Here is a 21,620-nt window from a genome sequence, read left to right as displayed (position 1 = left end):
AATGACGACACACACCCGCATTCGGAAGTTCAACACCAAGGACACCTACCCCGAGCAGAACCTCGACAACGACCTGTGCCAGGCCGTCGTCGCCGGGGGAGTCGTGTACCTGCGCGGTCAGATCGGCCAGGACCTGGACACCCGGGAGTCGGTGGGCATCGGTGATGTCCGGGCGCAGACCGAGAAGGCGATGGCGAACATCGACATGCTCCTGAAGGAGGCCGGCAGCAGCCTGCGGGACATCGTCAAGGTCACGATCTACATCATCGATCCGCGATACCGCGAAGAGGTGTACCGCGAGGTCGGGCGGTGGCTGAAGGGTGTCTATCCCGTCTCCACCGGAATCGTCGTCCACGCCCTCGCCCGCCCCGAGTGGCTCGTCGAGATCGACGCCACGGCCGTGATTTCGGAGGGCCAGGCATGACATTCTCCATCGCGGGCCACCAGGACGGACGCTTCGGGATCGCCGCCACATCGTCCTCACCGGCGGTCGCCGCCCGGGTCGTCCACCTGCGCGACTCCGTCGGCGCCGTCTCCTCGCAGAACATCACCGACCCGCGGCTGGGCACCGCGCTGCTGGACGCGCTCGCCTCGGGCCTGAGCCCCGAAGCGGCGCTCGCCTCGGTCACCGCGACCGAGCCGAACATCGCCTTCCGGCAGCTCACCGTCGTCGACTCCTCGGGCGCCGCGGCCACCTACAGCGGCCAGCGCACGCTCGGCGTGCACGGCGAGGCGACCGGCGCCCACTGCGCCGCCGCCGGCAACATGCTCTCCCGGCCCGACATCCCCGACATCCTGTGCGAGGCATTCGTCTCCGCGCGGGGTGAACTGGAGGAGCGCCTGTTCGCGGCCCTCTCGGCGGGGCTGGCGGCGGGGGGCGAAGCCGGCCCCGTGTACTCCGCCGGACTGTCGACCGTCTCGACCGTCGGATGGCGCGACACCGACCTCCGCGTCGACTGGCACGAGAACCCGATCGAGGAACTGGGACGGCTGCTGGAGGTCTGGATGCCCCAGCGCGACGACTACGTCCAGCGCGGCCTGGACCCGGCCGCCTCGCCCGGCTACGGAGTCCCCGGCGATGAGCGCTGAACAGGAGGCGCTGCCCAGCGCCGCTCCCCTGATCGAGCGTCTCGTGGAGTACTCCGAGACGCTGCACGCCCATCCGGAGACCGCGTGGCAGGAGTTCCGCGCGGCCCAGTGGACGGCCGACCTGCTCGGTGAGTACGGCTTCGACGTGACCCCGAACTATCTGGGATTCCCGACCGCGGTGCACGCCACCTACGGTTCGGGGTCCCGGCGCGTCGGCTTCGTCGTGGAGTACGACGCCCTGCCCGGGCTCGGACACGCCTGTGGCCACAACCTGATCGCCGCGATGTCGGTGGGCGCGGCCGCCGCGCTCCGGCCGTGGGCGCGGGAGCTCGACCTGCGGATCGACGTGATCGGTACGCCCGCGGAGGAGGGCGGCGGAGGAAAGATCGAGCTGCTCGACGCCGGGGCCTTCACCGACCTCGACCTCGCCCTGATGGCCCACCCCGGTCCCGTCGACGCGCCCTGGGCGGAGCCCTACGCCGTCGCCCACGACCACGTGCGGTTCACCGGACACTCGGCGCACGCCGCCGCCTACCCACAGGAGGGGCGCAACGCCAACGACGCCTTCGTGATCTCCCAGGTCGCGATCGGGCTCCTGCGACAGCAACTCCCGCCCAACACGCGGGTGCACGGCATCCAGACCGTGGGCGGGGAGGCCCCCAACGCGATCCCGGGCACGACGGAAGGCCGCTGGTACACCCGGGCCGAGACCCTCGCCGACCTGGAGCCGCTACGTCGTCGGGTGCGGCAGTGTTTCGAGGCCGGTGCGTTGGCGACGGACACCGCGTTGGAGTTCACGCCAGAGTCGCAGCCGTACTCCGAGTTCCGCACCAACGAGCGGGCGCTGGACATCTACACGCGCCACGCCCTGCGGATGGGACGCCGTTTCGACGCGCCCGTGGAGCACCAGACCATGAACCGCGCGTCCACGGATATGGGCAACGTGTCCCAGCACATCCCGGCGATCCACCCCTACATCGGGCTCGGCAGCTTCCCGGTGAGCAACCACCAGCCGGAGTTCGCCGCCCACTGCGTGGGGGACGTCGCCAACCGGGTCCTCGCCGACGGCGCGACGCTGCTCGCCCGCACGGCGCACGAGTACTTCGGCGGCGCCGGCGCGCCCGCCGACGCGGTATCGGAGGCTGAGCGGGAATGAGCACCGACGCCGGAGCGTGGCGGACGGAGACCGACTCCCTGGGGGAGAAGCGGATCCCCGCCGATGCGCTCTGGGGGATCAACACCGCACGGGCGGAGGAGAACTTCGCCCTCACCGGGCGCCCGTGCGGTGACCTGCGGGACCTCGTGTGGGCGTTCGGCGCGGTCAAGCTGGCGGCCTGCCGGGCCAACGCGGAACAGGGGCTACTACCGGAGGCGAAGCGGCAGGCGATCGAGGAAGCCTGCCGGGAGCTCATGGAAGGCTCACTCGACGAGTGGATCGTCGTCGACCGCGTCCAGGGCGGTGCCGGGACCAGCACCAACATGAACGTGAACGAGGTTGTGGCCAACCGCGCGCTGCGTTTCCTCGGTCACCAGCCCGGCACCTACGACGTGATCGACCCGCTCGACCACGTGAACCGCAGCCAAAGCACCAACGACACCTACCCCACCGCGGTCCGGCTGGCGATCCACCGCGCCGTCGAGAGGCTCATCCCGGCGCTCGGACGACTCGCCGTCGAGTTCGACGCCCGCGCCGCCGACTTCGCCGACATCGTCAAGATCGGCCGGACACAGTTGCAGGACGCCGTGCCCATGACGCTCGGCCAGGAGTTCGCGGCCTTCGCGGAGACGGTGCGGGAGGACGCCGCCCGCCTCGAAGAGCTGCTGCCGCACCTACGGGAGATCAACCTCGGTGCCACCGCGATCGGCACCGGGATCACGGCGCCCACGGGATACCGGGCGAGCGCGGTGGCCGCCCTCAGCGAGATCACCGGGCTTCGGTTGGTCTCCGCCGGCGACCTCATCGAAGCCACCTCCGACACGGGGGTCTTCGTCCTCTCCTCGGGACTGCTGAAGCGCTGCGCGGTCAAGCTCTCGAAGATCAGCAACGACCTTCGGCTGCTCTCCTCCGGCCCTCAGGCGGGGCTCCAGGAGATCGTGCTGCCCGCGCTTCAGGCGGGGTCCTCGATCATGCCGGGCAAGGTCAACCCCGTCCTTCCGGAGGCCGTGAACCAGGTGGCGTTCACCGTCGTCGGCGCGGACGCGAGCGTGACCATGGCGGCGGAGGCCGGACAGCTTCAGCTCAACGCGTTCGAACCGGTCATCGCGTCGTCACTGCTGGACTCGGCGGGGCTGCTGACGCGCGCCGCCGACCTCCTGACCGAGCGGTGCGTCCGGGGCATCCGCGCCAACGGCGAGCGCATCACCGCGCGCACCCGAGGCAGCCTGGCCGTGGCCACGAGCCTCACCCCGCTGCTCGGCTACGCCCGCACCGCCGAACTCGTGAAGGAGGTGCTGAGCGGTCACCGTACTCTCGGCGAGCTCATTCTCGAGCGGGGACTCCTCGACGAGGAGCAGCTCGACGCGGCCCTGGCTCCCGCCAACCTCACCGGCGCCCGGCCGGCACGGGCCGACACCTGAGCACCTCCCCGGCTCGACGTCCCTCGAGGGACAGGGACCCGAGTCGGGGACCGGGCCTCGCCTGGCGGTGTGGTCCACGACGGGTTCCTCAGGCCCCCGCGGCGCCCCTGGCGGGCCGGGTGTGTTTCGCTCCCAGGTGCCGGACCAGCGCGCTCCTAGGGTGGAGACGGCAGCGTCGTCGTGTCGACCGTCGGGGGGAACATCGCCGTGGCCAGGAACACCGTCGCAGAACAGTTGGTCCGTACGCTGGTCTCGGCCGGAGTGACGCGGATCTACGGCGTCGTGGGGGACAGCCTCAACCCGGTCGTCGATGCCGTCCGTGAGACCGACGGCATCGACTGGGTGCACGTGCGCAACGAGGAGACTGCCGCCTTCGCGGCCGCGGCACAGGCCCAGGTCGACGGGTCGATCGCGGTGTGCGCCGGCTCCTGCGGCCCGGGGAACACCCACCTGGTGCAGGGGCTGTACGACGCGCAGCGCAGCGGAGCTCCGGTGTTGGCGCTGGCCTCGCACATCCCCTCGCGGCAGATCGGCACCCAGTTCTTCCAGGAGACCCACCCGGAGCGCCTGTTCGGGGACGTCACCGACTTCCGGGAGCTCGTCTCCCACCCCGACCAGATGCCACGTCTGGCACGGGCGGCGATCCAGCACGCCCTGGGCTCGCCGGGCGTGGCGGTGCTCGTGCTTCCCGGGGACATCGCGGGGCGGCGCTCCACCGGGCCGGCGGACTCCTCACCGGTCACCGGGGGACGAGCCACGGTGACGCCCCACGAGTCGGAGGTGCGCGAGCTCGCGGCCCGGATCAACGCGGCCAGCAAGGTCGCGCTGTTCTGCGGTGCCGGCGTGCGCCACGCCCACCAGGACGTGATGCGGCTGGCCGACCGCGTCAACGCCCCCGTCGGCCACTCATTGCGCGGCAAGGAGTGGATCCAGTACGACAATCCCTACGACGTCGGCATGATCGGACTGCTCGGCTACGGCGCCTGCCACGACGCGCTGGAGGCGGCCGACCTCACCCTCCTGCTCGGCACAGACTTCCCCTACGACGACTTCCTGCCGAAGAAGGGAGTCGTGCAGATCGACCACGACCCTCGTCGGCTCGGTCGTCGTGTACCGCTCGAACTGGCCGTACACGGTGACGTCGGCGCGACACTGCGTGCGGCGCTGCCGCTGGTTGAGAACAAGCCCGACTCCTCCTACCTCTACGAGACGCTGCGCAAGCACGAGCGTGCCCTGACCCGCGTCGTGGACGCCTACACGCGCGACATCGAGCACCACACGCCCATCCATCCGGAGTACGTGGCCAACTGCCTCGACGAGGTCGCCGACGACTCCGCGATATTCACGGTCGACACCGGGATGAACAACGTGTGGGCCGCCCGGTACCTCACTCCGAACGGACGCCGGCGCGTCATCGGGTCGTTCAGCCACGGGTCGATGGCCAACGCGCTCCCACACGCGATCGGCGCCGCCTACGCGGCGCCCGACCGGACGGTGGTCTCGTTGTCCGGCGACGGTGGGCTGAGCATGCTGCTCGGCGAGCTCATCACCGTGCGACAGCAGGGCCTTCCCATCACCACCGTGGTGTTCAACAACTCCTCGCTCGGGATGGTGAAGCTGGAGATGATGGTGGACGGGATGCCGTCCTTCCAGACTGACCATCCGCCGGTGGACTACGCCGCGGTCGCGCGGGCGATCGGTATGCGGTCGGTGCGAGTGGAGGAGCCCCGTGACGTCCACGAGGCGCTGCGCCAGGCGCTCGCCGCCGACGAGCCCTTCCTCGTCGACGTCATCACTGACCCCAACGCGCTCTCCATACCGTCGAGCATCACCGCCGAGCAGGTCGCCGGTTTCGCGTTGTCGGCCGGTCGCACAGTGCTCCAGGGCGGCGTCGGCCAGATGATCGAGATGGCACGCTCCAACCTGAGGAACATCCCCCGCCCCTGAGCGTTCCGCCGAGCGCGAGGGCCGGGGTGTTGAATCCCAATGCGGTCGGGGTGCTGTCGGCAGACGGGAACCTTCATGACCTGGGCGCTCCAATGCGGGGAGGTACGTCAAGGGGTCGTCTGGCCGGTCTCGGCCACATGACCCCTTGCATTCTTGTATACACCCTAGGTAGATCTAGAGGCCCCGCAGAGCCGGGGGTTGCGCGTCGGCCCCCTCCCGGGTGCGCAACCCCCTCAGACGTAGACAACAGGGCGCGTCCACACGATGGTGGACGCGCCCCGTTTCTTTCCCCTCCCGTGGGAACCCTCATTCCACACGATTCGACTGGCGCTGGGAAAGACCCAGGCGGCAACATTCGGCTTTTGTCACCGCAAAGAGACCACCTCGGTTCAGGCAACGTCGACGACCGCCGCCGTTCCGGCGACGAGGACGCGGAGGCCGTGTTCGAAGGCGTTCTTTCCCGCCGTCCCACCACTGTCACGCAGTGCGGCGGCCAGGGTCGCCAGTGGGTCGTCGGGGCTCTGGCGCTCGAGTGCTCGGGCGGCGCTGTCTTCGGGGCGTTCCGCCTGTTCCTGGAGGACGTGTCCGGTGACGAACTGGCTGAGCACAGTGATGGTGCGCAGTGCCGAGGAGGGGCTGAACCCGGCGGCGACCAGTGCGGCGAGTTCCTCGTCGAAGCGCGTGAGCGTGTCCGGGGTGAGGGTGTGGGCGGTGGACACGACCCGTGCGCCGTCACGGTGGCGGAGCAGGGCGGCGCGGTACTCCCGGCCGCGTCGGAGGAGCCAGTCCTGCCAGGGCTCCCCCTCCTGGGGCGGTCCCATTCCCGCGGATCGGACGATCGTGTCCGCCATGTGGTCGAGGAGTTGCCGTTTGTCCCGGAAGTGCCAGTAGAGGGCCGGGGGCTTCACGTCCAGTTCGCTCGCGAGGCGCCGCATGGTCATTCCCTCCAGGCCCACCTCGTCGAGGAAACGGAGGGCGGTGGTGGTGATCCTGTCCCGGTTCAGGTCGGCGGTCCTGCGCTCACTCATGATTGACAGGTTAACACCGTTAAGGATAGCGTCGTGGTGATTTAACGGTGTTAAAGAGGTGGGATCGTGCGACCGAACCGGAGGGGGAGCCCATGCTGACCGCGCTGGCGGAGGACGGGACGCGAGCACAGGCGTACGACGTGGGCCGAGGCAAACCGATCCTCGTCCTGCACCCCGGAATGGACGACGGATCGACGTGGCGGAGGGTTGGCGCTCACCTGGCCACGCGGTTCCGAGTCGTCATACCCCACCGACGTCCCTACCGCCTGGACCTCCCCGCCTCGAGCTCGGCGGCCACCGAACTCGAGCACACGCGGGCGATCGTTCGGGCGGTCGGCGAACCGATGCTGGTGGTGGGGCACTCGTCCGGAGCCGTGGCGGCGCTGGAAGCCCTCGTGGACATGCCGTCCGCCTTCGTCGGCGCGGTCCTCTACGACCCACCGCTGGTCGCGGACACCTTGCCCTTCGCCACAGCGTCCACCCCCGACCAGCCAGGGACGATCGACAGGGCGCGGTCAGCGCTGGCCTCGGGGCACCCCGGCCGGGCGTTCGGCACCTTCGCCCGGGAGGTTCTCCGCCTGCCCCCACCCGTCGTCTGGCTGTCCATGTTTCTCGCGGCGACCCTGCCCCGTGTCCGCCGCCTCGTTCCCGCCCAGATCGAGGACGCGGCAGCGATCGAGGCCCTGGGAAACCGGCTGGACGCCTACGCCACCATCGACGTCCCCAGCGTCCTACTGACCGGCGAACGTGGTGCGGGGGATCTCCACGAGCGCTTGGCCGCCTTGGAGGAGAGGATGCGAGACCCCCCGCGGGTCACCATCCCCAAACAGGGCCACAGCGCCAACCGCCACGCCCCAGCGGCGGTCGCGGCCGTGATCGAGCGCCTCGCCGACGAGGTGTTCTGAGCCGCGGGTTGACGTGCGTGGGACGTGTGGGGCGGGGCTGTTCGACGGCGATCAGGAGCGCAGCAACTCCACCAGGGAAGCGCGAACGTCCACAGGTTGCATGTTCAGGGGCGAAAGATCGTCTGGGGTCGCCCACAGGAGTTCATGGGTGTCGGCGGGATCGTGCGCCCGACTCGCCCGCTCGGCGAGGAATGGGACGCCGGTGACGTCGGCCATGAGGAAGTACCGGGCGGGGCGGCCGTTGTGCGCCCCTCGCCACAACAGCCGGTCGATCCGCGCGTGGAGGGAGGTCTCTTCGCGCAGCTCGCGGAGCGCGGCCTGCTCGAATGTCTCGCCGTCCTCGACGTGACCCCCGGGAAGTACGGCGTAGCGATGCCCTGGACAGGCCGCGTCACTCACTCCTCCCACGGCGCACAGGCGGCACGTGTTGGGGTGTGGCTGTCGACGGAAGCGCTTGATGACCAGGACGTGACCGCAGTCGACGACCACTGCGACAGCCCTGGGGATCGGCATGCCCTCGAGCATGACAGTGCCTCACAGTCCGCGCCAGACCCGGACGTGCGGTCCCGTCAGGTCACCAGGCCGTGACGGTAGGCGTAGACGACGGCCTGTACCCGGTCGCGGAGACCGAGCTTGGTGAGGATGCGGGACACGAACGTCTTGACGGTTTCCTGACTGAGCACGAGGGCCGCGGCGATCTCACTGTTGGAGAGCCCGTCGGCGACGAGGCGCAGCACCTCCAGTTCGCGGGGTGTCAAGGGGGTGCCCTCCGAGCTGGCGTCGGGTGGGCGGACGCGGGCGGCGAACCGGCCGACCAACTGGCGTGTCACCTCGGGATCCAGCAGGGCGGCCCCGCTCGCCACCGTGCGGATCCCGTGCAGGAGCTGTGTCGGCGGGGCGTCCTTCAGCAGGAAACCGCTGGCGCCCGCGCGCAGCGCCTCGTAGACGTACTCGTCCAGGTTGAACGTCGTCACCACGAGCACTTTGACGGGGTCGACGACTCCGGCGCCCGCCAACAGGCGCGTGGCCTCGATGCCGTCGAGTACCGGCATCCGCAGGTCCATGACCACGACGTCAGGGCGCAGTTGGGCGGCGTGGTCGACCGCGGCCCTCCCGTCCCCGCACTCGCCCACCACCTCCAAGTCGGGTTGGGCGTCGATGACCGTCACCAGTCCGGTGCGGACCAGCACCTGATCGTCACACACCAGGACCCTGATGGGGGCACTCACGACGCACTCCCGGTTGGTATCCGTGCCCGCACGACGAATCCCCCGTCCGATCTCCTGTCGGCGCTGAAGTCGCCGCCCAACACGTCAACCCGTTCCCGGAGGCCCGAGAGGCCCCGTCCGCTACCGTCGGGAAGGCCGGGCTTCACCGCGGAACCGTCCGTTCCGACCTCGACCCTGATGTCCCGCCCGCCGTGGTGCACCGTGACCGAGGTCGGGCTCCCGTTGGCGTACTTGAGGGCGTTCGTCAGCGCCTCCTGGACGACCCGGTAGGCCACCAGGTCCCCGCTGCCCGTCGACTCCGCAGGGGTGCCCTCCTCCACGAACTCCACCGGCTGTCCGGCCCGGCGCGCCTGCTCCACCAACGTGAGCACCCGGCCCACCGGTGGCGCCTTGTCGTCTCTGCGGTGTTCCGGGTTGAGAAGGTCGAGCAGGTGCCGGAGGTCGGTGATGGCGCGTCGCCCGGTGTCACTGACGTTGGACAGGGTCTGGTCGAGGCGGTCGGGGGCCTCGGTGAGGTACCGTGCGGCCTCGGTCTGAACCACCATCGCCGTCACGTGGTGGGTCACCACGTCGTGGAGTTCGCGCGCGATGCGGGTGCGCTCGGCGGTGCGGGTGTCCTCGGCGATCCGGTGGCGCAGTTCGGCCTCCGTGGCGCGGGTCGACCGCAGCCACGCCCCGATCATCCACGTCGCCGCCAGCATCACGTAGAAGATGACGAAACCGTCCAGCCCCTCCGTCGACCCCATGGCGTGGAGCGTGAAAGCCAGCACCACGTACGTTCCGGTGAGGAGCGCGATCGCGGCGCGTCGGTGCTGTCCCAGGTGGGCGCCCGCGCTTAGCAGCGCCACGCCGATCGCCGAACCCGCCACCACGTGGTAGCTGCCGAGCATGGAGAGCAGGAACCCGATCGACACCAGCGCGAGGGAGATCGCGGGCCATTTGCGCCGGCCGGCCAGTGGCAGGCACATCAGGAGCAGCACCCCGGCCGCGAGCGCGTCGAAGGGGCGGGCCGGAAGGTCACCGACCTGCGTCTCCTGCCCCTCGAGCGCGGGCAGGAACGACGCGACGATGAGAATCAGGCCGAGAGGGAGGTCACGGACAGTAACGTCGAGACGGCGCCAAAGATCCCGAGACCGGCGTAGAACGGTCACCGGGGGAGTTTAGCGGTGGAGGGGGCCTGGGCGTGCCGCGGGGCACGGAGCGGCATCCAGTGGCCACGGCGCCGCGCCCACCACAACAGCGCCACGGTCGCGATCATTGGACAGACGATGGAGTACGCGCTCGCCTCGGGACCGAACTCACCGCCGCTGACCAGCGTTGGTCCGGAGGTGGAGGCGTCCAGCAGTCCCTGTGCGGTGTCGTTGCCCGAGACCTCGGTGCTGAAAATGGCCGCGGCGGCGAAGTTCCAGCCGAAGTGCAGGCCGATCGGCAGCCACAGGCTCCGAGTGGCGACGTAGGCGGCGGCGAGCATGGTGCCACCGCCGAGCGTGACCACGAGCGCGCCCCAGAGGCTGGCGTTCGGATTGGGCAGGTGCCACGCGCCGAAGAGCACGGCGGTGGTGAGCAGGGCGATCCAGGTCCCCACGCGTTCCTCGATGAGCCGCAGCAGGACGCCGCGGAACAGTACCTCCTCCGTGACCGCGGCCGCCGCCATGAAACCGAACAGTCCCACGACGCCGAGCAACGTGCCACGGCCGTGGACCTGGTAGCCGCCGAGAAACGCGATGTTGACGATGACCAGACCGAACAGCAGCGTCCCGAGGAGAGCTCCTCCGACGAGCCCAGGTCCGATCCCGCGACGGGCCACCTCGGTGACGGGGCGACGCTCGGTCCACTGGACCACCAGCCGGTACGCGACCAGCGCGAGCACCGCGACCGCGACGCCCACCCCCAGCGTGAGCCACGGATCGTCCTGTACCGCGAGGACGCCCTGCCCACCAAGCACACCGACGGCAACGACCGCCGCCAACTGCCAGACCACCCGCATGACCACTCCATCGCGCTCCGCACGGCCAGGTGCCGCGGCTGCGCAGAACGTTACGGAGCCGGACGGTGTGGCCACATCCCCGTGGCGTGGACACCCGCGTGTAGCTCCCACGGGGGACGTCCCTGGCGGATCCGTCCGAAGGGTGGCGGGCCCCCGGGGAACGCCCGCGCCACCCGAGGGGATCATGGACCGCGCGGCGGCCGGCGGGAGAGGCGGCGGCCGCCGACATGTGGAGGGCCCCAACCGACACGGCGGGCGGGGCCCTCCCCACAACGATCCGCGTGGCCTCAGCCCCGGGGCGGCGGGGCGGGTGCCCCGCGAGGCGGGGCGATCTTCGGGTGCGACGTCGCCGTCGTGGCGGAGGTCGAGCCGGAGGCGTCGTCGCTCCCGCCCGAGCCCGCGGGAACGGGCCGATGCGGGGACGGATCCCAGCCGCGGTCGACGACGCGGCGCTGTACCAGGATCGCCGCGACCAGGATCAGTAGTCCGAGCAGGCACACGACGACGAGGCCGCCCACCGTGCCCAGGCCCGCGCCGTAGCCGATCAGGATTCCGAACCACCCGAAGTCCGTGTCCCCGAACGTGGTGTTCGCCGCGCCGAAGTCGCCCAACACCAGCAGGAGCACGGCGGGCAGGAAGGTGATCAGCAGGCCGTTGACGAACCCTCCGGCGATCGCGCCCCGTCGGCCGCCGGTGGCGTTGCCGTACACGCCGGCGGCGCCGCCGGTGAAGAAGTGGGGCACCAGCCCGGGCAGGATCAACGCCAGACCGAACGCCGGGTTCAGCCATTGGGACAGAACAGCGAGGCCGATCAGGCCAGCGACGAAGCTGGAGATGAACCCGATCAGCACCGCGTTCTGCGCGTAGGGGAAGACGATGGGAGCGTCCAGCGCGGGCTTGGCCCCGGGCACGATCTTCGCCGCGATGCCCTGGAAGGCGGGCACGATCTCGCCGAGGATGGTGCGCACACCGAAGAGGATCACCGCCACGGCGATACCGAACTGCAGCCCCTGGGTGAGCGCCTGCATGAGGAAGTTGCCCAGGTTGTCCGCTCCACCCTCGAACGCGTCGTAGGCCGCGTCCCCCTCACGGGCGAAGTAGATCAGCGCGACGGCCACGTACATCAGCACCATCGACAGGGCGGTGGCCACCATGGAGTCGCGCAGGAAGCGCAGGGACTCCGGGAGCTTCAGGTCCTCGGTGGAGCGGCTGGACCTCCCGCCGACCAGACGACCGACCGCGCCGGCCGCCACGTACCCGGCCGTGCCGAAGTGGCCCATGGCGATGCTGTCGTCGCCGGTGATCCGCTTGGTCCAGGGTTGGGAGAACGCCGGCAGCGCGACCATCAGGATGCCCAGCAGCACACCGCCCACGGAGACCGTGACCGCCGCGGAGTGGCCGGCCGTGGCGAGCACGATGGTGAGCAACGTCGCCATGAAGAGGATGTGGTGCCCCGTTAGGAAGACGTAGTTGAGCGGGGTCAACCGGGCCAGTACCAAGGAGACCGCGAAGCCGAGGATCATCAGCCAGGCGACCTGCGCGCCGTACTCCTCCTGCGCGATGCCGACGATGGCCTCGTTGGTGGGAATCACGCCGTGTGCCCCGGTCGCACCCTGGATCATCACCCCCAAGGGGTCCAGCGAGGCGACGACGAGTCCCGCGCCGACGCCGATGAGGAGGAAGCCCAACGTGGCCTTGACCGCGCCGCCGATGACCTGGCCACTGGACTTGCGCAGGGCGATGAGGCCGACCGCCGTGATCAGGCCGATCAGGAAGGCGGGGACGGAGAGGATCTCATTGACGAGGAACTCGGCGATGGCGACGAGCCAGCTCATTTCCGCTCACTTTCAGACGTCGTAGAGGTCGCGCAACGCCGCGTCGAGCTCGTCGGTACTGGTGAAGTTCTCAACGACACGGACGGGGACGCCGACGTCGCCAAGGGTCCGGGCGATCTCGCCCGAGGTCAGGATCGCCGTGGCCTCGTTGGCGCGTCCGCGGGCGGAGATGGTGTCCGTCGCCTCCACCTGGACGTACGGCGACCAGCCCCAGGTGTCCAGGACCTGCTCCAGCGTGTTCTTCAGGAACAGTGACGTCCCCAATCCGTTGCCGCACACGGTCAGCACGAGGTGTTGGTCTCGGCCGGCCTCGGGGGACGCGGCCGCCGGAGCGTCCGGTTCCGCGGGGGCCTCCTCGGCACCGGTCTCGGCCTTCGCGGAGTCCCCGTCGGGGGCCCGACCGGAGAGGATCGCCCGGATCTCCTCGGGGGACCGGGCGGCGTCCAGCGCGGCTCGCCGGTCCTTCTTGCCGAGCACCTTCGCCAGCTCCGCCATCGCCTGGGTATGGGCGTTGGTGTCCGTGGCGGCGAGGGCGACCACGAGGTCCACCGGATCGTGCTTCTCGTGTCCGAAGGGCACCGGTTCGGCCAACCGGATCCAGGACATGCCGGTTCGGAGAACGGCCTCAGACGGGCGGGCGTGCGCGAAGGCGAAGCCCGGCGCGATGACGATGTAGGGGCCGTTGTCGGTGACGTTGTCGACCATCGCCTGGGTGTAGGCCTCGGTGGCGACTCCCTCGGCCTCGAGCAGCGCGCCCGCGCGGCGCACCGCCGACTCCCAGTCCGCGGCCTCCACGTCGAGCACGACCGACTCGTCACCGATCAGGGTGAGTAGTGAGGACGACATCGCTCAGGTGTCCTGCTCGGTCTCGAGCACCGTGACCAGCGTCTCCAGAACGGCTTCCGCGCCGTCCCCTTCCGCGGTGAGCACGACCTTCTGGCCGTACTGCGCGCCGAGCCCGAGGAGGCCCAGGATGCTGCCGGCCTCGAACGAGTCCTCCGGTGATTCGGCCTTGGCGATGGTGACCTCCACCGGCTGCGCGGCGGCCGCTTCGGCGAACACCGCGGCCGGGCGGGCGTGCAGTCCGGCTTTCGAGCCGATGGTGGCGGTCCTCGATGCCACGTTGGCCTCCTGAGGCTGTGTAGTGCGTGCGGCTGAGCGTTCGGGCAGGGGAGGGCGACGCCCTCGACCAGACCGTTCTGCGCAAACCAGGACAAGATCGGATGATACGCGGACGCGGCCCGTGAACGATCACACCACGCGTGACCACAGGTCATCGGGGAGCCCCGTCACATGTTGAGGCGCCATATCGACAGGTTGAGCGCGGTCGCGAAGGCCACCCACACCCAGTAGGGCAGCAGGAGAGAGGCCGCGAGCCGGGAGTGCCGGGCGAACAGCGGGACCAGCACGGTGATCGCGGCCAGGAGCAGCACGATGTCGACCAGGGCGACACCCCTCCACTCGGCCGCGAAGAAGAGAGGGGTCCAGCCCGCGTTCAGGATCAGTTGCACGAGGAAGAGCGACAACGCGGTCGTGGCCCCCCGCCATCCCGCCGCCCGCCACACCAGCCAGCCCGCGACGGCGATGAGTACGTACAGGCACAGCCACACGGGGCCGAAGACCCACGCCGGAGGCGCCCACACCGGTTGCTCCAAGCCCGCGTAGACCTCACCAGCGCGCTGACTGGCGCTCCCGCCCACCACGGCGGCACAGGCGACCAACACAGCGAACACGGCGAGCCCGACGAATGATCGGCGTCCGTCCCGACCGGGGTTCTCGTCCATCCTGGATACCGTCCTTCCCAGCGAGCTGCGTACGTGCCGTCGATCTCGTCGGCGACGACCGGGGCTTGCGTGCGACGGCGGCGACCGTGAGCAATTTGTCGGTCGGAAGGGTCTCGGCGTCGACCGGGGTGTCCGGGCGCCAGAGCACGGGTGGGACCATTCCCGGTTCGACCAGCACGAAGTCGCCCATCAGCCGAGTGAGTTCCTCGGGAGTGCGGGCCCAGCCCACACCCATGTTCTCGCGGTTGACGCGCGCCAGTTCGAGCTGCTCGGGGATCCCGGTGTCCACCATCGACGTGAAGAACAGGTAGCTGCCGGGGGCGAGAGCGTCGCGCAGGGTGGACATGACGTCGTCGACGACCTCGGGGGAGAGGTAGTGCATCATCCCCACCAGCATCAGCGCGGTCGGCTGACCGAAGTCGAGAAGACCGCGCACCGCTGGCTGTCGGAGCACCTGCCGGGCGTCACGGACGTCCGCGGTGGATACGGTGGTGTTGCCGCTGTCCGCGAGTAGCGCCCGGCCGTGGGCGAGCACCACCGGGTCGTTGTCCACATAGGCGACACGCGCCCGCGGGTTGTACTCCTGGGCCACCTGGTGCGTGTTCTGTGCGGCCGGTAGTCCGCTCCCCAGGTCCAGGAACTGCGCGATCCCCGCGTCCCGCGCCAGGAAACGCACGCCCCGCACCAACACGCGGCGCTGCTCCAGCGCCGCCTCCCGGAGCCCGGGGATCTGCGTCGCGGCCCGGTCGGCCAGCTCCCGGTCGATCGCGACGTTGTCCTTGCCGCCAAGCAGAGCGTCGTAGGCGCGGGCCATGCTCGGCTTGGAAAAGTCGACGCCCGGCGGCGGCCACTGCGGTTCATGCTCGGTGTCGTTCATCGCCTGTGCCCCACACATCCCGTCGGCCGAACGTCGCACACCCTACCGGCTCCAGCGCCCCACACCGGGAAACCGGACCATGGGCGTCATACCCCACCATGACACTCGGGAAGCGAACCTTCGCGCGTCCTCTCACTGACGGGCGACCACCTCGGCGGGCGCGGCGTCCCGCGGTTTCCACGTCGCGACCAGCACGAACGAGACCGTGACCAGGAGCGCCCAGGCGCCGAACTTCGCCGGATGCACCATCGCCCACGCGTCGATCTGGTGGGGGTAGCGAAACGCGCCGAGCACGGTGAACGCGTTCTCCGCGACCCACAAAAAGAATCCGATCAACACGAACGCCAACGACAGCGGCATCCGATATCGCGTCGTACCGACGGTGAAGTGGACCCACGTCCCCCAGGTGACCGCCAGCATGGCCACAGCGAGCACGAACCTGAGGTCCGGCAGCCAGTGATGGGCGAAGAAGTTGGCGTAGATCAACGAGGCGAGCGCCGCGGTGACCATCGGGCGATACCCCACCAGCGTGAGGTCGAGCAGCCGCCAGGCCCGCACTACGTAGCTGCCCACGGCGGCGTACATGAAGCCGCTGTACAACGGGACCCCGGCGATGGTGCTCCACGCGGCTTCCGGATAGCTCCATGACCCCATCCGCACCTTGAACAGCTCGAACACCAACCCCACGACATGGAAACCGGCGATGGTCACCAGATCGCGTCCGGTCTCCATCCGCAGCGCCCAGAACGTGAACGTCAGGGCCAGGCCGTAGACGAGCAGGGCGTCGTAGCGCGGGATGGGGAGTGGGAGGACGGAGGACAGGGCCAGCCCCACGAACAGGGCGACCGCGAAAGCGCACGCTTGTGCTTCCAACCAGGCGAACCGGAGCAACTGCGCGCACTTCCACCGCAGTCTTGGAGGGAGGGTCATAGTGGTCCGACGTGGCTCCACCGCGTCCGGTTTCGGCCCGTGGCGGATGAACACGGAGCCCCCTCACACGTGGGGTCGTCGTCCGGCTCGTCCATGCAGGAGCGCGGCGGCGATCGCGAGGACCGAGGCGGGCGCGGCGAAGGACATGATCTGGACACCGTTCTCGATCGCGTCGGGCAGGAAGAACAGCAGACCGACGTTGACGACCGCGTGGAACAGTCCCGCCACGAGGAGGCCTCCCTTGGCGGAGCGGCGCAACATCACGGCGAGCAGCACGGACATCGACACGGTCATCGTCATGAACCCGAGGATCGCCAGGGGCTCCTGGAACAACACGTGAACGTGCCACACCCCCCACAGGAGGCCGACGGCCACCGCGGCGGGCAGCAGGCCGAACCGCCCCTCGAGCTCGGGCTGGAGGTAGCAACGCCAGCCGAACTCCTCGCCGCAGGCCCCGACGAACTGCGCCACGAGAATCACCGCGATCGGGTACCCGAAGCCGCTCGGGTCAGCGGCGACGACCGTCCCGCCGAGAGCCGCGTAGCAGGCCAGGGCGGCGGCGAGGACCACGAGCGGAATGACGAGCGCCGCCACGAGGTTCGTCCACCCGCGTCTGGAGGGAACCACCGAGAGGTTCACCGCCGCCCGCCGCGTGGGACTTCGGATCCGCAGCAGCAGGACCGCGACCACGCCCAGAGCGGGGGAGAACTGCACGATCTGGATGACGACACCGGGAATCCCGGCCGCCTCCTGGACGCCGTTCAGCAGCCCGGCGGTCAGGACGCGACGACGAGGAACAACGCGACGTTGGGCCACATGCCCGGGCGGTCGACGCGGTGGTTCAGGGCGGGGTGACTGGACGTAGGCATGGCTCTCCGAGGCGGTGACGTGGAATCGGGCATGGTGATCCCGTGCCGCGGGCAGCCTAGTACCGCACCCCCTGACGCCACCCCGCAGGATTGCATGGGGCCGATGACCCCCCGAACGCGCTCCTCACCGGCACATGGCATCGATGGTGGACTCGAAGTGTGGGAACTCCCGTCGTGCCCGCTCGAGGATCTCCGTGGGGGAGAGACGGGAGGCGGGTGCGTGGCGCTGGGCGATCGTGACCAACTCGGGGTCGTCGGCGCCCGCCTCCCTGCGACCCGTGGCCTCGATCGGACCCACCCCCTGTGCGAGGAGCCAGAGGAAGGAGCCCAGGTCGACCGCCAGGACCGCGGTCTCGCCCTCCGAGCCCAGGTACACCACGGGCTGTGCCTCCAGTGGCACCTCGGGGCGAAGGAGCCACAGTCCGACGTACCCGCCGGCGCCCTCCATGCCGAAGATCCGGAACTCGGAGCCGTCGACCTCGTCGTTTCCGGTCCACAGCCGGAACCACCACGCTGTTTCCTCGCCGGCTTCGAAGTGCTCGTACATCTCGAAGTCGGCCGCGAAACGCCCGTGCGCCGCGAGGTCCGCCAGGGCCGGAGGGAACGTCAGTTCAGTCATACCGCGACCCTAGAGCGGTCGGTGTACTTGTTGGTCGTCGGAGGAGATCAATGATCGCTTCCTCTGACATACCGTGTCCAGAGTCCTTCGGTTGGGTGGGCCGGGCTCAACGCGGTGACTGTCCCTCGGCGGTGATGGTCAGCGTGGGCGTGGCACCCCAGGAGAAGGGGTGGGGGCACATGTCCATCCCGTACCAAGCGATCTTGCTCAGAGCCGCCCGCCGCGAGGCGGAACCCGCCTCGCGGCGGGCGGCCGCTGTACTCCGGCTGGCCGGGCAGGCGAGGGACGAGGTGTCCGATCCCGGGTCGCGCCCGGCGCGGCCAGCGGCGTTGGAATCGCTGCCCACAAACGCCCGGGTTGCTGGCCAGACACTCGAGCTCACCTCGGTGAACAGCCCGTGCCCGGCCCGTTCGGGGCGCGGGTGGCGGGAGGTCGCCGCAGGGTCGTCCGGACGGAGCCAGGGCGCGGCCATCCAAGGTCGTCGTCACACCCCCCACGGGCACCCTCTGGCGCATTCGCGGTCCCTTCAGGAGACTGGGCTGTGGGGCTTTCAGAACTCGACGGTGGTTGGTCCCATGGCGTAGGCGCGGGAGTAGGTGTCGCCGCAGGTGCCTTCGACCCTGAGCGGGGCCCCGTGGGGGGAGATCGTGTCACCGACCGTGGCGATGAGGTCGCCGTGGGCGTCGATCACTCGCAGAGGGTCCTCCAGCGCACGGGAGCCCTCGGGCCAGAGCACGTAGAAGCCCTCGCCCGGGTGTGCACCGGTCCAGAAACAGGCCTGGTTGCCAACGGTTTCGCCGACGAGCAGCTCGGTCCGCCACGCCGCGTCGACGATGTGCCGGGGCGACGACCACGTCTCCACCTCGACGTAGCCGGGGGTCGAGGCCGCGCAGGACGTGAGGAGGACCATACTGGCCGCCGCCGCGGCCCGTGCGGGACGCATGATGATCCGAGTCTCGCGCCCACCGGTGGAGTTGTCCATAGGGCCATGGCCCGCGGGAGCGTGGCCGTGGGTTCGTATGCTGGTAGCCTCGGCGTCATGCACGTACATACCGCGAGCGCACTCCAGGTGGTGGCTCGCCCCCGTTCCGCCGCCTGACGGCGAACGCTCTCTTCTTTCGCTTCGCCGTCCTGAGGCCCTGAGCCCGGGCGGTCATCTGAGTTCTTCCGCGCCGCGCACACCGTTCTTCGGGTGGTCGCGCCGTCGCGCGTTTGGCCTGTCCGGGTCCGTTTCCACTGGACCACGGAGTTTTCATGCACACCTCGATCGAACCGGCATCGTCGACCTCATACGCACCTGTGTCGGGGGGAACCCTGCCGGTAGGCGCGCACGCCGCGATCCGAGCCGAGGGGCTCGCGCTCGCACGCGGCGAGCGCACTCTCTTCACCGGCCTGGACCTGACCATCACCGCGCGTTCCCGCCTCGCGATCGTCGGAGAGAACGGCCGAGGGAAGTCCTCGTTGTTCTCGGTGCTCACCCACTCACTCACCCCGGACGCCGGGACCGTCCACACGATCGGTACCTGGGGGGTGGCCCGACAGGAGCTCGACGTGCGGACGACGACGACCGTCGGGGAGCTCACCGACGAGGCGATCGGTACGGCGCGTGACGCGCTCGCCGCGTTCGACACGGCCGCGGCCGCTCTCGCCAGTGACGCGGCGGGCGAGAGCACCGAGGTCCTCGCCGCCTACACCACGGCGCTGGAACGCGCCGAGGCCTTGGACGCCTGGGACGCGGAACGGCGGCTCGACGTGGCACTCGCGTCGTTGGACGCGTGTACCGACCGGGAACGGTCCCTGGGATCGCTGTCGGTCGGGCAGAGGTACCGCGTCCGGCTCGCCTGCCTTCTCGCGGCCCGGCACGACATCCTGCTGCTCGACGAACCCACCAACCACCTCGACGCGAACGGACTCGACTTCCTCACCCGCGGTATCAGGGAGCATCCGGGGGGAGTAGCGCTCGTCAGCCACGACCGGACGTTGCTCCGGGAGGTGGCCCGGGAGTTCCTCGACCTGGACCCCACCGAGGACGGGCGTCCGGCGCTGTACTCGGGCGGCTACGACGCCTGGCGCACCGGCCGCGCTCGTGCCCGCACGGCGTGGGAGGCGCGATTCGTCGAGCAGACCACGGAACACCGGCGCCTCAGCGAGGCCGCGGACGCCGCGCGTGCCCGCCTGTCGACCGGGTGGCGACCGGAGAAGGGAACCGGCAAACACCAACGGCAGTCCCGAGCACCGGGGGTGGTCCGGGCGGTGAACCGCAAACAGGAGGAGCTGGAGGCTCACTCCGTCACCGCGCCCGTTCCGCCGGCGCGACTCCGGCTGCCGGAGTTGTCAGCGCGCCCGGGGCGGCCGCTGCTCCGGGTGTTCGGAGTGCACCTTCCGGGACGGCTGGACGAACCCGTCGACCTCGACCTGACCGGTGGCGCCAAGATCGTGGTCACAGGGGCCAACGGAGCCGGAAAGTCGACGCTTCTCGGAATCCTCGCGGGGATCCTGGAGCCAACGGTGGGGCACCGGGTTCAGGCGCCGGACGCCCGCGTGGCCCTGCTCGCACAGGAGAGTCCCGACGACCCCGCGGTGCGCCGGCTCTCCGAGGGGCAACGCCGACGGAAGCACATCGCGCGGGTCTTCGCCGAGGAGCCCAACGTGCTCCTCATCGACGAACCGACCAACCACCTCGCCGCGGCGATGGTGGACGACCTCACGGAGGTCCTGCGCGAAACCCAGGCCGCGGTGGTGTGCGCCACGCACGACCGCACCATGCTCCGCGAACTCGGGGACTGGACGCGGATCCACCTCGGAAGCTAGATCGGCCCCGACCAGGGGCGGGAGGCCTGTTCGTCGAGCGCCTCCCGCCCCGGTGCGGGGCGGCGGCGGAGACCTCCCTGAGTCCCTCCCTCGAGCGATGCCGGGGATCGCGGGTGCGGCCCCCGCCACGAGACGTGTGCGCTCGGACCTCGTGCCTAGACGCCGGCGACGCCGGGTGCTCGATCGGCGCGGGCGCTCCAGCGGCCGGCGAGGCGGGAGATCTCGACGGGGTGGTCGAAGCACTTGCTCACGTGGTCGGTCGTGAGCACGTCGTCGGCGGCCCCCTGGACGACGGTCTCACCGTCGCGAATGAGGAGGGCGTGGGTGGTGCTGGTCGGCAGCTCCTCCAGATGGTGGGTGACCAGGACGGTCGCCAGGTCGGGGTGGTCGGCGCGGAGGGTGTCCAGACTGCTCAGTAGCTGCTCCCGCGCCGCGACGTCCAGTCCGGTCGCGGGCTCGTCCAGCAACAGCAGACGGGGCAGCGGCATCAGGGCGCGCGCGATCAGGGTTCGGCCGCGTTCTCCCTGGGACAGGGTCGACCACGCGGCATCCGTCTTCCGGCTCATCCCCAGCATGGCGAGCAGCCCGTCCGCCCGGTGCTCCTCCTCGGCCGAAGGCGACCACCGGGGAACGAGCTCGGGGGTGTTGGTGAGACCGGTGAGAACCACGTCGCGTACCCGCAGCGGGGACTGGAGGGTGTGCCTGGGGTTGACGTGTCCGATGAAGGAGCGCAGTTCGCGCATGTCGACCCGCCCTAGGCGGTGCCCGAGCACCTCGACGCTGCCACGCGAGGGGTGGGTGTGCGCGCCCAGCAGTCCGAGGAGGGTGCTCTTGCCCGCCCCGTTCGCGCCCAACACGGCCCAGTGCTCCCCACGGCCCACCGTCAGGGAGACCGAGCGCAGCAGGTGGTTCCCGTCACGTACGACGTCGACCTCGTCGACACGAACGACGGTCGCGGTGTCCAGGGGATGGGAGCTGCTCACGGTGGTCCTGCCTGATCCTCGGTGTGGGTGGGAGAAGTGGGCGGCGGGGGCCGCGACACCACAGACCAGGGTAGCCACGCCCGGCTCCCACCCCACCAGCCCCACGTGCTGGCTTGCGTCGCGGATGGGCTCACCGGTCGCCGCCCGCGA

General features: G+C 70.1%; 22 protein-coding genes. 7 read left to right on the top strand and 15 right to left on the bottom strand.

The window, feature by feature from the left end; all coding sequences use genetic code 11:
• The first annotated feature begins 1 nt into the window (after position 1).
• The 5 genes from J4H86_RS09900 to J4H86_RS09880 all read left to right on the top strand — a co-directional run bounded on the left by J4H86_RS09900 (position 2) and on the right by J4H86_RS09880 (position 5,613).
• Positions 2-424, top strand: a complete 423-nt coding sequence (locus J4H86_RS09900) for a RidA family protein (RefSeq protein ID WP_236543217.1) — start codon at positions 2-4, stop codon at positions 422-424.
• Positions 421-1,089 (top strand): DUF1028 domain-containing protein, encoded by a 669-nt coding sequence (locus J4H86_RS09895; protein ID WP_236543216.1) that lies wholly within the window; start codon positions 421-423, stop codon positions 1,087-1,089. The genes J4H86_RS09900 and J4H86_RS09895 overlap by 4 nt, the downstream gene beginning before the upstream one ends.
• Positions 1,079-2,245, top strand: coding sequence for a M20 family metallopeptidase (locus J4H86_RS09890; protein ID WP_236543215.1), 1,167 nt, complete (start codon positions 1,079-1,081; stop codon positions 2,243-2,245). Before J4H86_RS09895 ends, J4H86_RS09890 begins: the two co-directional genes overlap by 11 nt.
• The gene (locus tag J4H86_RS09885; RefSeq protein WP_236543214.1) at positions 2,242-3,666 is read left to right on the top strand and encodes an aspartate ammonia-lyase; all 1,425 of its coding nucleotides are present in this window, start codon (positions 2,242-2,244) and stop codon (positions 3,664-3,666) included. Before J4H86_RS09890 ends, J4H86_RS09885 begins: the two co-directional genes overlap by 4 nt.
• A gap of 207 nt (positions 3,667-3,873) precedes the next feature.
• Positions 3,874-5,613 (top strand): pyruvate dehydrogenase, encoded by a 1,740-nt coding sequence (locus J4H86_RS09880; RefSeq protein ID WP_236543966.1) that lies wholly within the window; start codon positions 3,874-3,876, stop codon positions 5,611-5,613.
• A gap of 389 nt (positions 5,614-6,002) precedes the next feature.
• On the opposite strand, the gene J4H86_RS09875 is transcribed toward J4H86_RS09880, so the two are convergent.
• Complete coding sequence (locus J4H86_RS09875) at positions 6,003-6,641, bottom strand: TetR/AcrR family transcriptional regulator C-terminal domain-containing protein (protein ID WP_236543213.1); 639 nt, start codon at positions 6,639-6,641, stop codon at positions 6,003-6,005.
• Positions 6,642-6,733: 92 nt separating this feature from the next.
• Here J4H86_RS09875 and J4H86_RS09870 point away from each other — a divergent pair, with 92 nt between their 5' ends.
• Positions 6,734-7,546: an alpha/beta fold hydrolase gene (locus J4H86_RS09870; protein ID WP_236543212.1), complete on the top strand. Its 813-nt coding sequence runs from the start codon at positions 6,734-6,736 to the stop codon at positions 7,544-7,546.
• Positions 7,547-7,597: 51 nt separating this feature from the next.
• Here the strand turns inward: J4H86_RS09870 and J4H86_RS09865 are convergent, their stop codons facing one another.
• From J4H86_RS09865 to J4H86_RS09805, 13 genes are all read right to left on the bottom strand, one after another.
• Positions 7,598-8,059, bottom strand: a complete 462-nt coding sequence (locus J4H86_RS09865) for an NUDIX hydrolase (RefSeq protein ID WP_236543211.1) — start codon at positions 8,057-8,059, stop codon at positions 7,598-7,600.
• 56 nt (positions 8,060-8,115) lie between these two features.
• Positions 8,116-8,775, bottom strand: coding sequence for a response regulator (locus J4H86_RS09860; RefSeq protein WP_236543210.1), 660 nt, complete (start codon positions 8,773-8,775; stop codon positions 8,116-8,118).
• Entirely contained in the window at positions 8,772-9,926 is a 1,155-nt protein-coding gene (locus tag J4H86_RS09855) for a sensor histidine kinase (protein WP_236543209.1), read from the bottom strand. Before J4H86_RS09855 ends, J4H86_RS09860 begins: the two co-directional genes overlap by 4 nt.
• Positions 9,923-10,762: a CPBP family intramembrane glutamic endopeptidase gene (locus tag J4H86_RS09850; RefSeq protein ID WP_236543208.1), complete on the bottom strand. Its 840-nt coding sequence runs from the start codon at positions 10,760-10,762 to the stop codon at positions 9,923-9,925. Before J4H86_RS09850 ends, J4H86_RS09855 begins: the two co-directional genes overlap by 4 nt.
• Before the next feature lie 287 nt (positions 10,763-11,049).
• Positions 11,050-12,597 (bottom strand): PTS ascorbate transporter subunit IIC, encoded by a 1,548-nt coding sequence (locus J4H86_RS09845; protein ID WP_236543207.1) that lies wholly within the window; start codon positions 12,595-12,597, stop codon positions 11,050-11,052.
• Positions 12,598-12,609: 12 nt separating this feature from the next.
• Positions 12,610-13,443, bottom strand: coding sequence for a PTS sugar transporter subunit IIA (locus J4H86_RS09840; protein WP_236543206.1), 834 nt, complete (start codon positions 13,441-13,443; stop codon positions 12,610-12,612).
• Between the two features lie 3 nt (positions 13,444-13,446).
• Positions 13,447-13,719, bottom strand: a complete 273-nt coding sequence (locus tag J4H86_RS09835) for an HPr family phosphocarrier protein (RefSeq protein WP_236543205.1) — start codon at positions 13,717-13,719, stop codon at positions 13,447-13,449.
• Between the two features lie 167 nt (positions 13,720-13,886).
• Complete coding sequence (locus J4H86_RS09830; protein WP_236543204.1) at positions 13,887-14,381, bottom strand: TspO/MBR family protein; 495 nt, start codon at positions 14,379-14,381, stop codon at positions 13,887-13,889.
• The gene (locus J4H86_RS09825) at positions 14,266-15,258 is read right to left on the bottom strand and encodes an SAM-dependent methyltransferase (protein WP_236543203.1); all 993 of its coding nucleotides are present in this window, start codon (positions 15,256-15,258) and stop codon (positions 14,266-14,268) included. The genes J4H86_RS09830 and J4H86_RS09825 overlap by 116 nt, the downstream gene beginning before the upstream one ends.
• Before the next feature lie 132 nt (positions 15,259-15,390).
• Positions 15,391-16,188: a DUF817 domain-containing protein gene (locus tag J4H86_RS09820; protein WP_236543202.1), complete on the bottom strand. Its 798-nt coding sequence runs from the start codon at positions 16,186-16,188 to the stop codon at positions 15,391-15,393.
• A 63-nt stretch (positions 16,189-16,251) separates the two neighbouring features.
• A complete protein-coding gene (locus J4H86_RS09815; protein WP_236543201.1) occupies positions 16,252-17,004 on the bottom strand; it encodes a CPBP family intramembrane glutamic endopeptidase in 753 nt (250 codons plus the stop codon).
• A gap of 177 nt (positions 17,005-17,181) precedes the next feature.
• Positions 17,182-17,676, bottom strand: coding sequence for an SMI1/KNR4 family protein (locus J4H86_RS09810; RefSeq protein WP_236543200.1), 495 nt, complete (start codon positions 17,674-17,676; stop codon positions 17,182-17,184).
• A 550-nt stretch (positions 17,677-18,226) separates the two neighbouring features.
• On the bottom strand, positions 18,227-18,658 hold the full coding sequence (locus J4H86_RS09805) for a hypothetical protein (protein ID WP_236543199.1): 432 nt from the start codon (positions 18,656-18,658) through the stop codon (positions 18,227-18,229).
• 272 nt (positions 18,659-18,930) lie between these two features.
• On the opposite strand from J4H86_RS09805, the gene J4H86_RS09800 reads away from it, so the two are divergent.
• Positions 18,931-20,487, top strand: a complete 1,557-nt coding sequence (locus J4H86_RS09800) for an ATP-binding cassette domain-containing protein (protein WP_236543198.1) — start codon at positions 18,931-18,933, stop codon at positions 20,485-20,487.
• Positions 20,488-20,642: 155 nt separating this feature from the next.
• On the opposite strand, the gene J4H86_RS09795 is transcribed toward J4H86_RS09800, so the two are convergent.
• Positions 20,643-21,470, bottom strand: coding sequence for an ABC transporter ATP-binding protein (locus J4H86_RS09795; protein WP_236543197.1), 828 nt, complete (start codon positions 21,468-21,470; stop codon positions 20,643-20,645).
• Between the last annotated feature and the right edge of the window lie 150 nt (positions 21,471-21,620).

Origin of the sequence: Spiractinospora alimapuensis (genome assembly GCF_018437505.1) — a bacterium.
Lineage (GTDB): Bacteria > Actinomycetota > Actinomycetes > Streptosporangiales > Streptosporangiaceae > Spiractinospora > Spiractinospora alimapuensis.
The sequence above is the reverse complement of the archived record's forward strand: the minus strand, read 5'-3'. Positions and strand labels throughout refer to the sequence as shown.

What these genes read in the sequence shown, in the direction of transcription:
- J4H86_RS09800 (WP_236543198.1), top strand. Translation starts at nt 18,931, where the DNA reads ATGCACACCTCGATCGAACCGGCATCGTCGACCTCATACGCACCTGTG.
- J4H86_RS09900 (WP_236543217.1), top strand. Translation starts at nt 2, where the DNA reads ATGACGACACACACCCGCATTCGGAAGTTCAACACCAAGGACACCTAC.
- J4H86_RS09810 (WP_236543200.1), bottom strand. Translation starts at nt 17,676, where the DNA reads ATGACTGAACTGACGTTCCCTCCGGCCCTGGCGGACCTCGCGGCGCAC.
- J4H86_RS09895 (WP_236543216.1), top strand. Translation starts at nt 421, where the DNA reads ATGACATTCTCCATCGCGGGCCACCAGGACGGACGCTTCGGGATCGCC.
- J4H86_RS09885 (WP_236543214.1), top strand. Translation starts at nt 2,242, where the DNA reads ATGAGCACCGACGCCGGAGCGTGGCGGACGGAGACCGACTCCCTGGGG.
- J4H86_RS09820 (WP_236543202.1), bottom strand. Translation starts at nt 16,188, where the DNA reads ATGACCCTCCCTCCAAGACTGCGGTGGAAGTGCGCGCAGTTGCTCCGG.
- J4H86_RS09850 (WP_236543208.1), bottom strand. Translation starts at nt 10,762, where the DNA reads ATGCGGGTGGTCTGGCAGTTGGCGGCGGTCGTTGCCGTCGGTGTGCTT.
- J4H86_RS09830 (WP_236543204.1), bottom strand. Translation starts at nt 14,381, where the DNA reads ATGGACGAGAACCCCGGTCGGGACGGACGCCGATCATTCGTCGGGCTC.
- J4H86_RS09805 (WP_236543199.1), bottom strand. Translation starts at nt 18,658, where the DNA reads ATGGACAACTCCACCGGTGGGCGCGAGACTCGGATCATCATGCGTCCC.
- J4H86_RS09865 (WP_236543211.1), bottom strand. Translation starts at nt 8,059, where the DNA reads ATGCCGATCCCCAGGGCTGTCGCAGTGGTCGTCGACTGCGGTCACGTC.
- J4H86_RS09845 (WP_236543207.1), bottom strand. Translation starts at nt 12,597, where the DNA reads ATGAGCTGGCTCGTCGCCATCGCCGAGTTCCTCGTCAATGAGATCCTC.
- J4H86_RS09870 (WP_236543212.1), top strand. Translation starts at nt 6,734, where the DNA reads ATGCTGACCGCGCTGGCGGAGGACGGGACGCGAGCACAGGCGTACGAC.
- J4H86_RS09825 (WP_236543203.1), bottom strand. Translation starts at nt 15,258, where the DNA reads ATGAACGACACCGAGCATGAACCGCAGTGGCCGCCGCCGGGCGTCGAC.
- J4H86_RS09840 (WP_236543206.1), bottom strand. Translation starts at nt 13,443, where the DNA reads ATGTCGTCCTCACTACTCACCCTGATCGGTGACGAGTCGGTCGTGCTC.
- J4H86_RS09890 (WP_236543215.1), top strand. Translation starts at nt 1,079, where the DNA reads ATGAGCGCTGAACAGGAGGCGCTGCCCAGCGCCGCTCCCCTGATCGAG.
- J4H86_RS09875 (WP_236543213.1), bottom strand. Translation starts at nt 6,641, where the DNA reads ATGAGTGAGCGCAGGACCGCCGACCTGAACCGGGACAGGATCACCACC.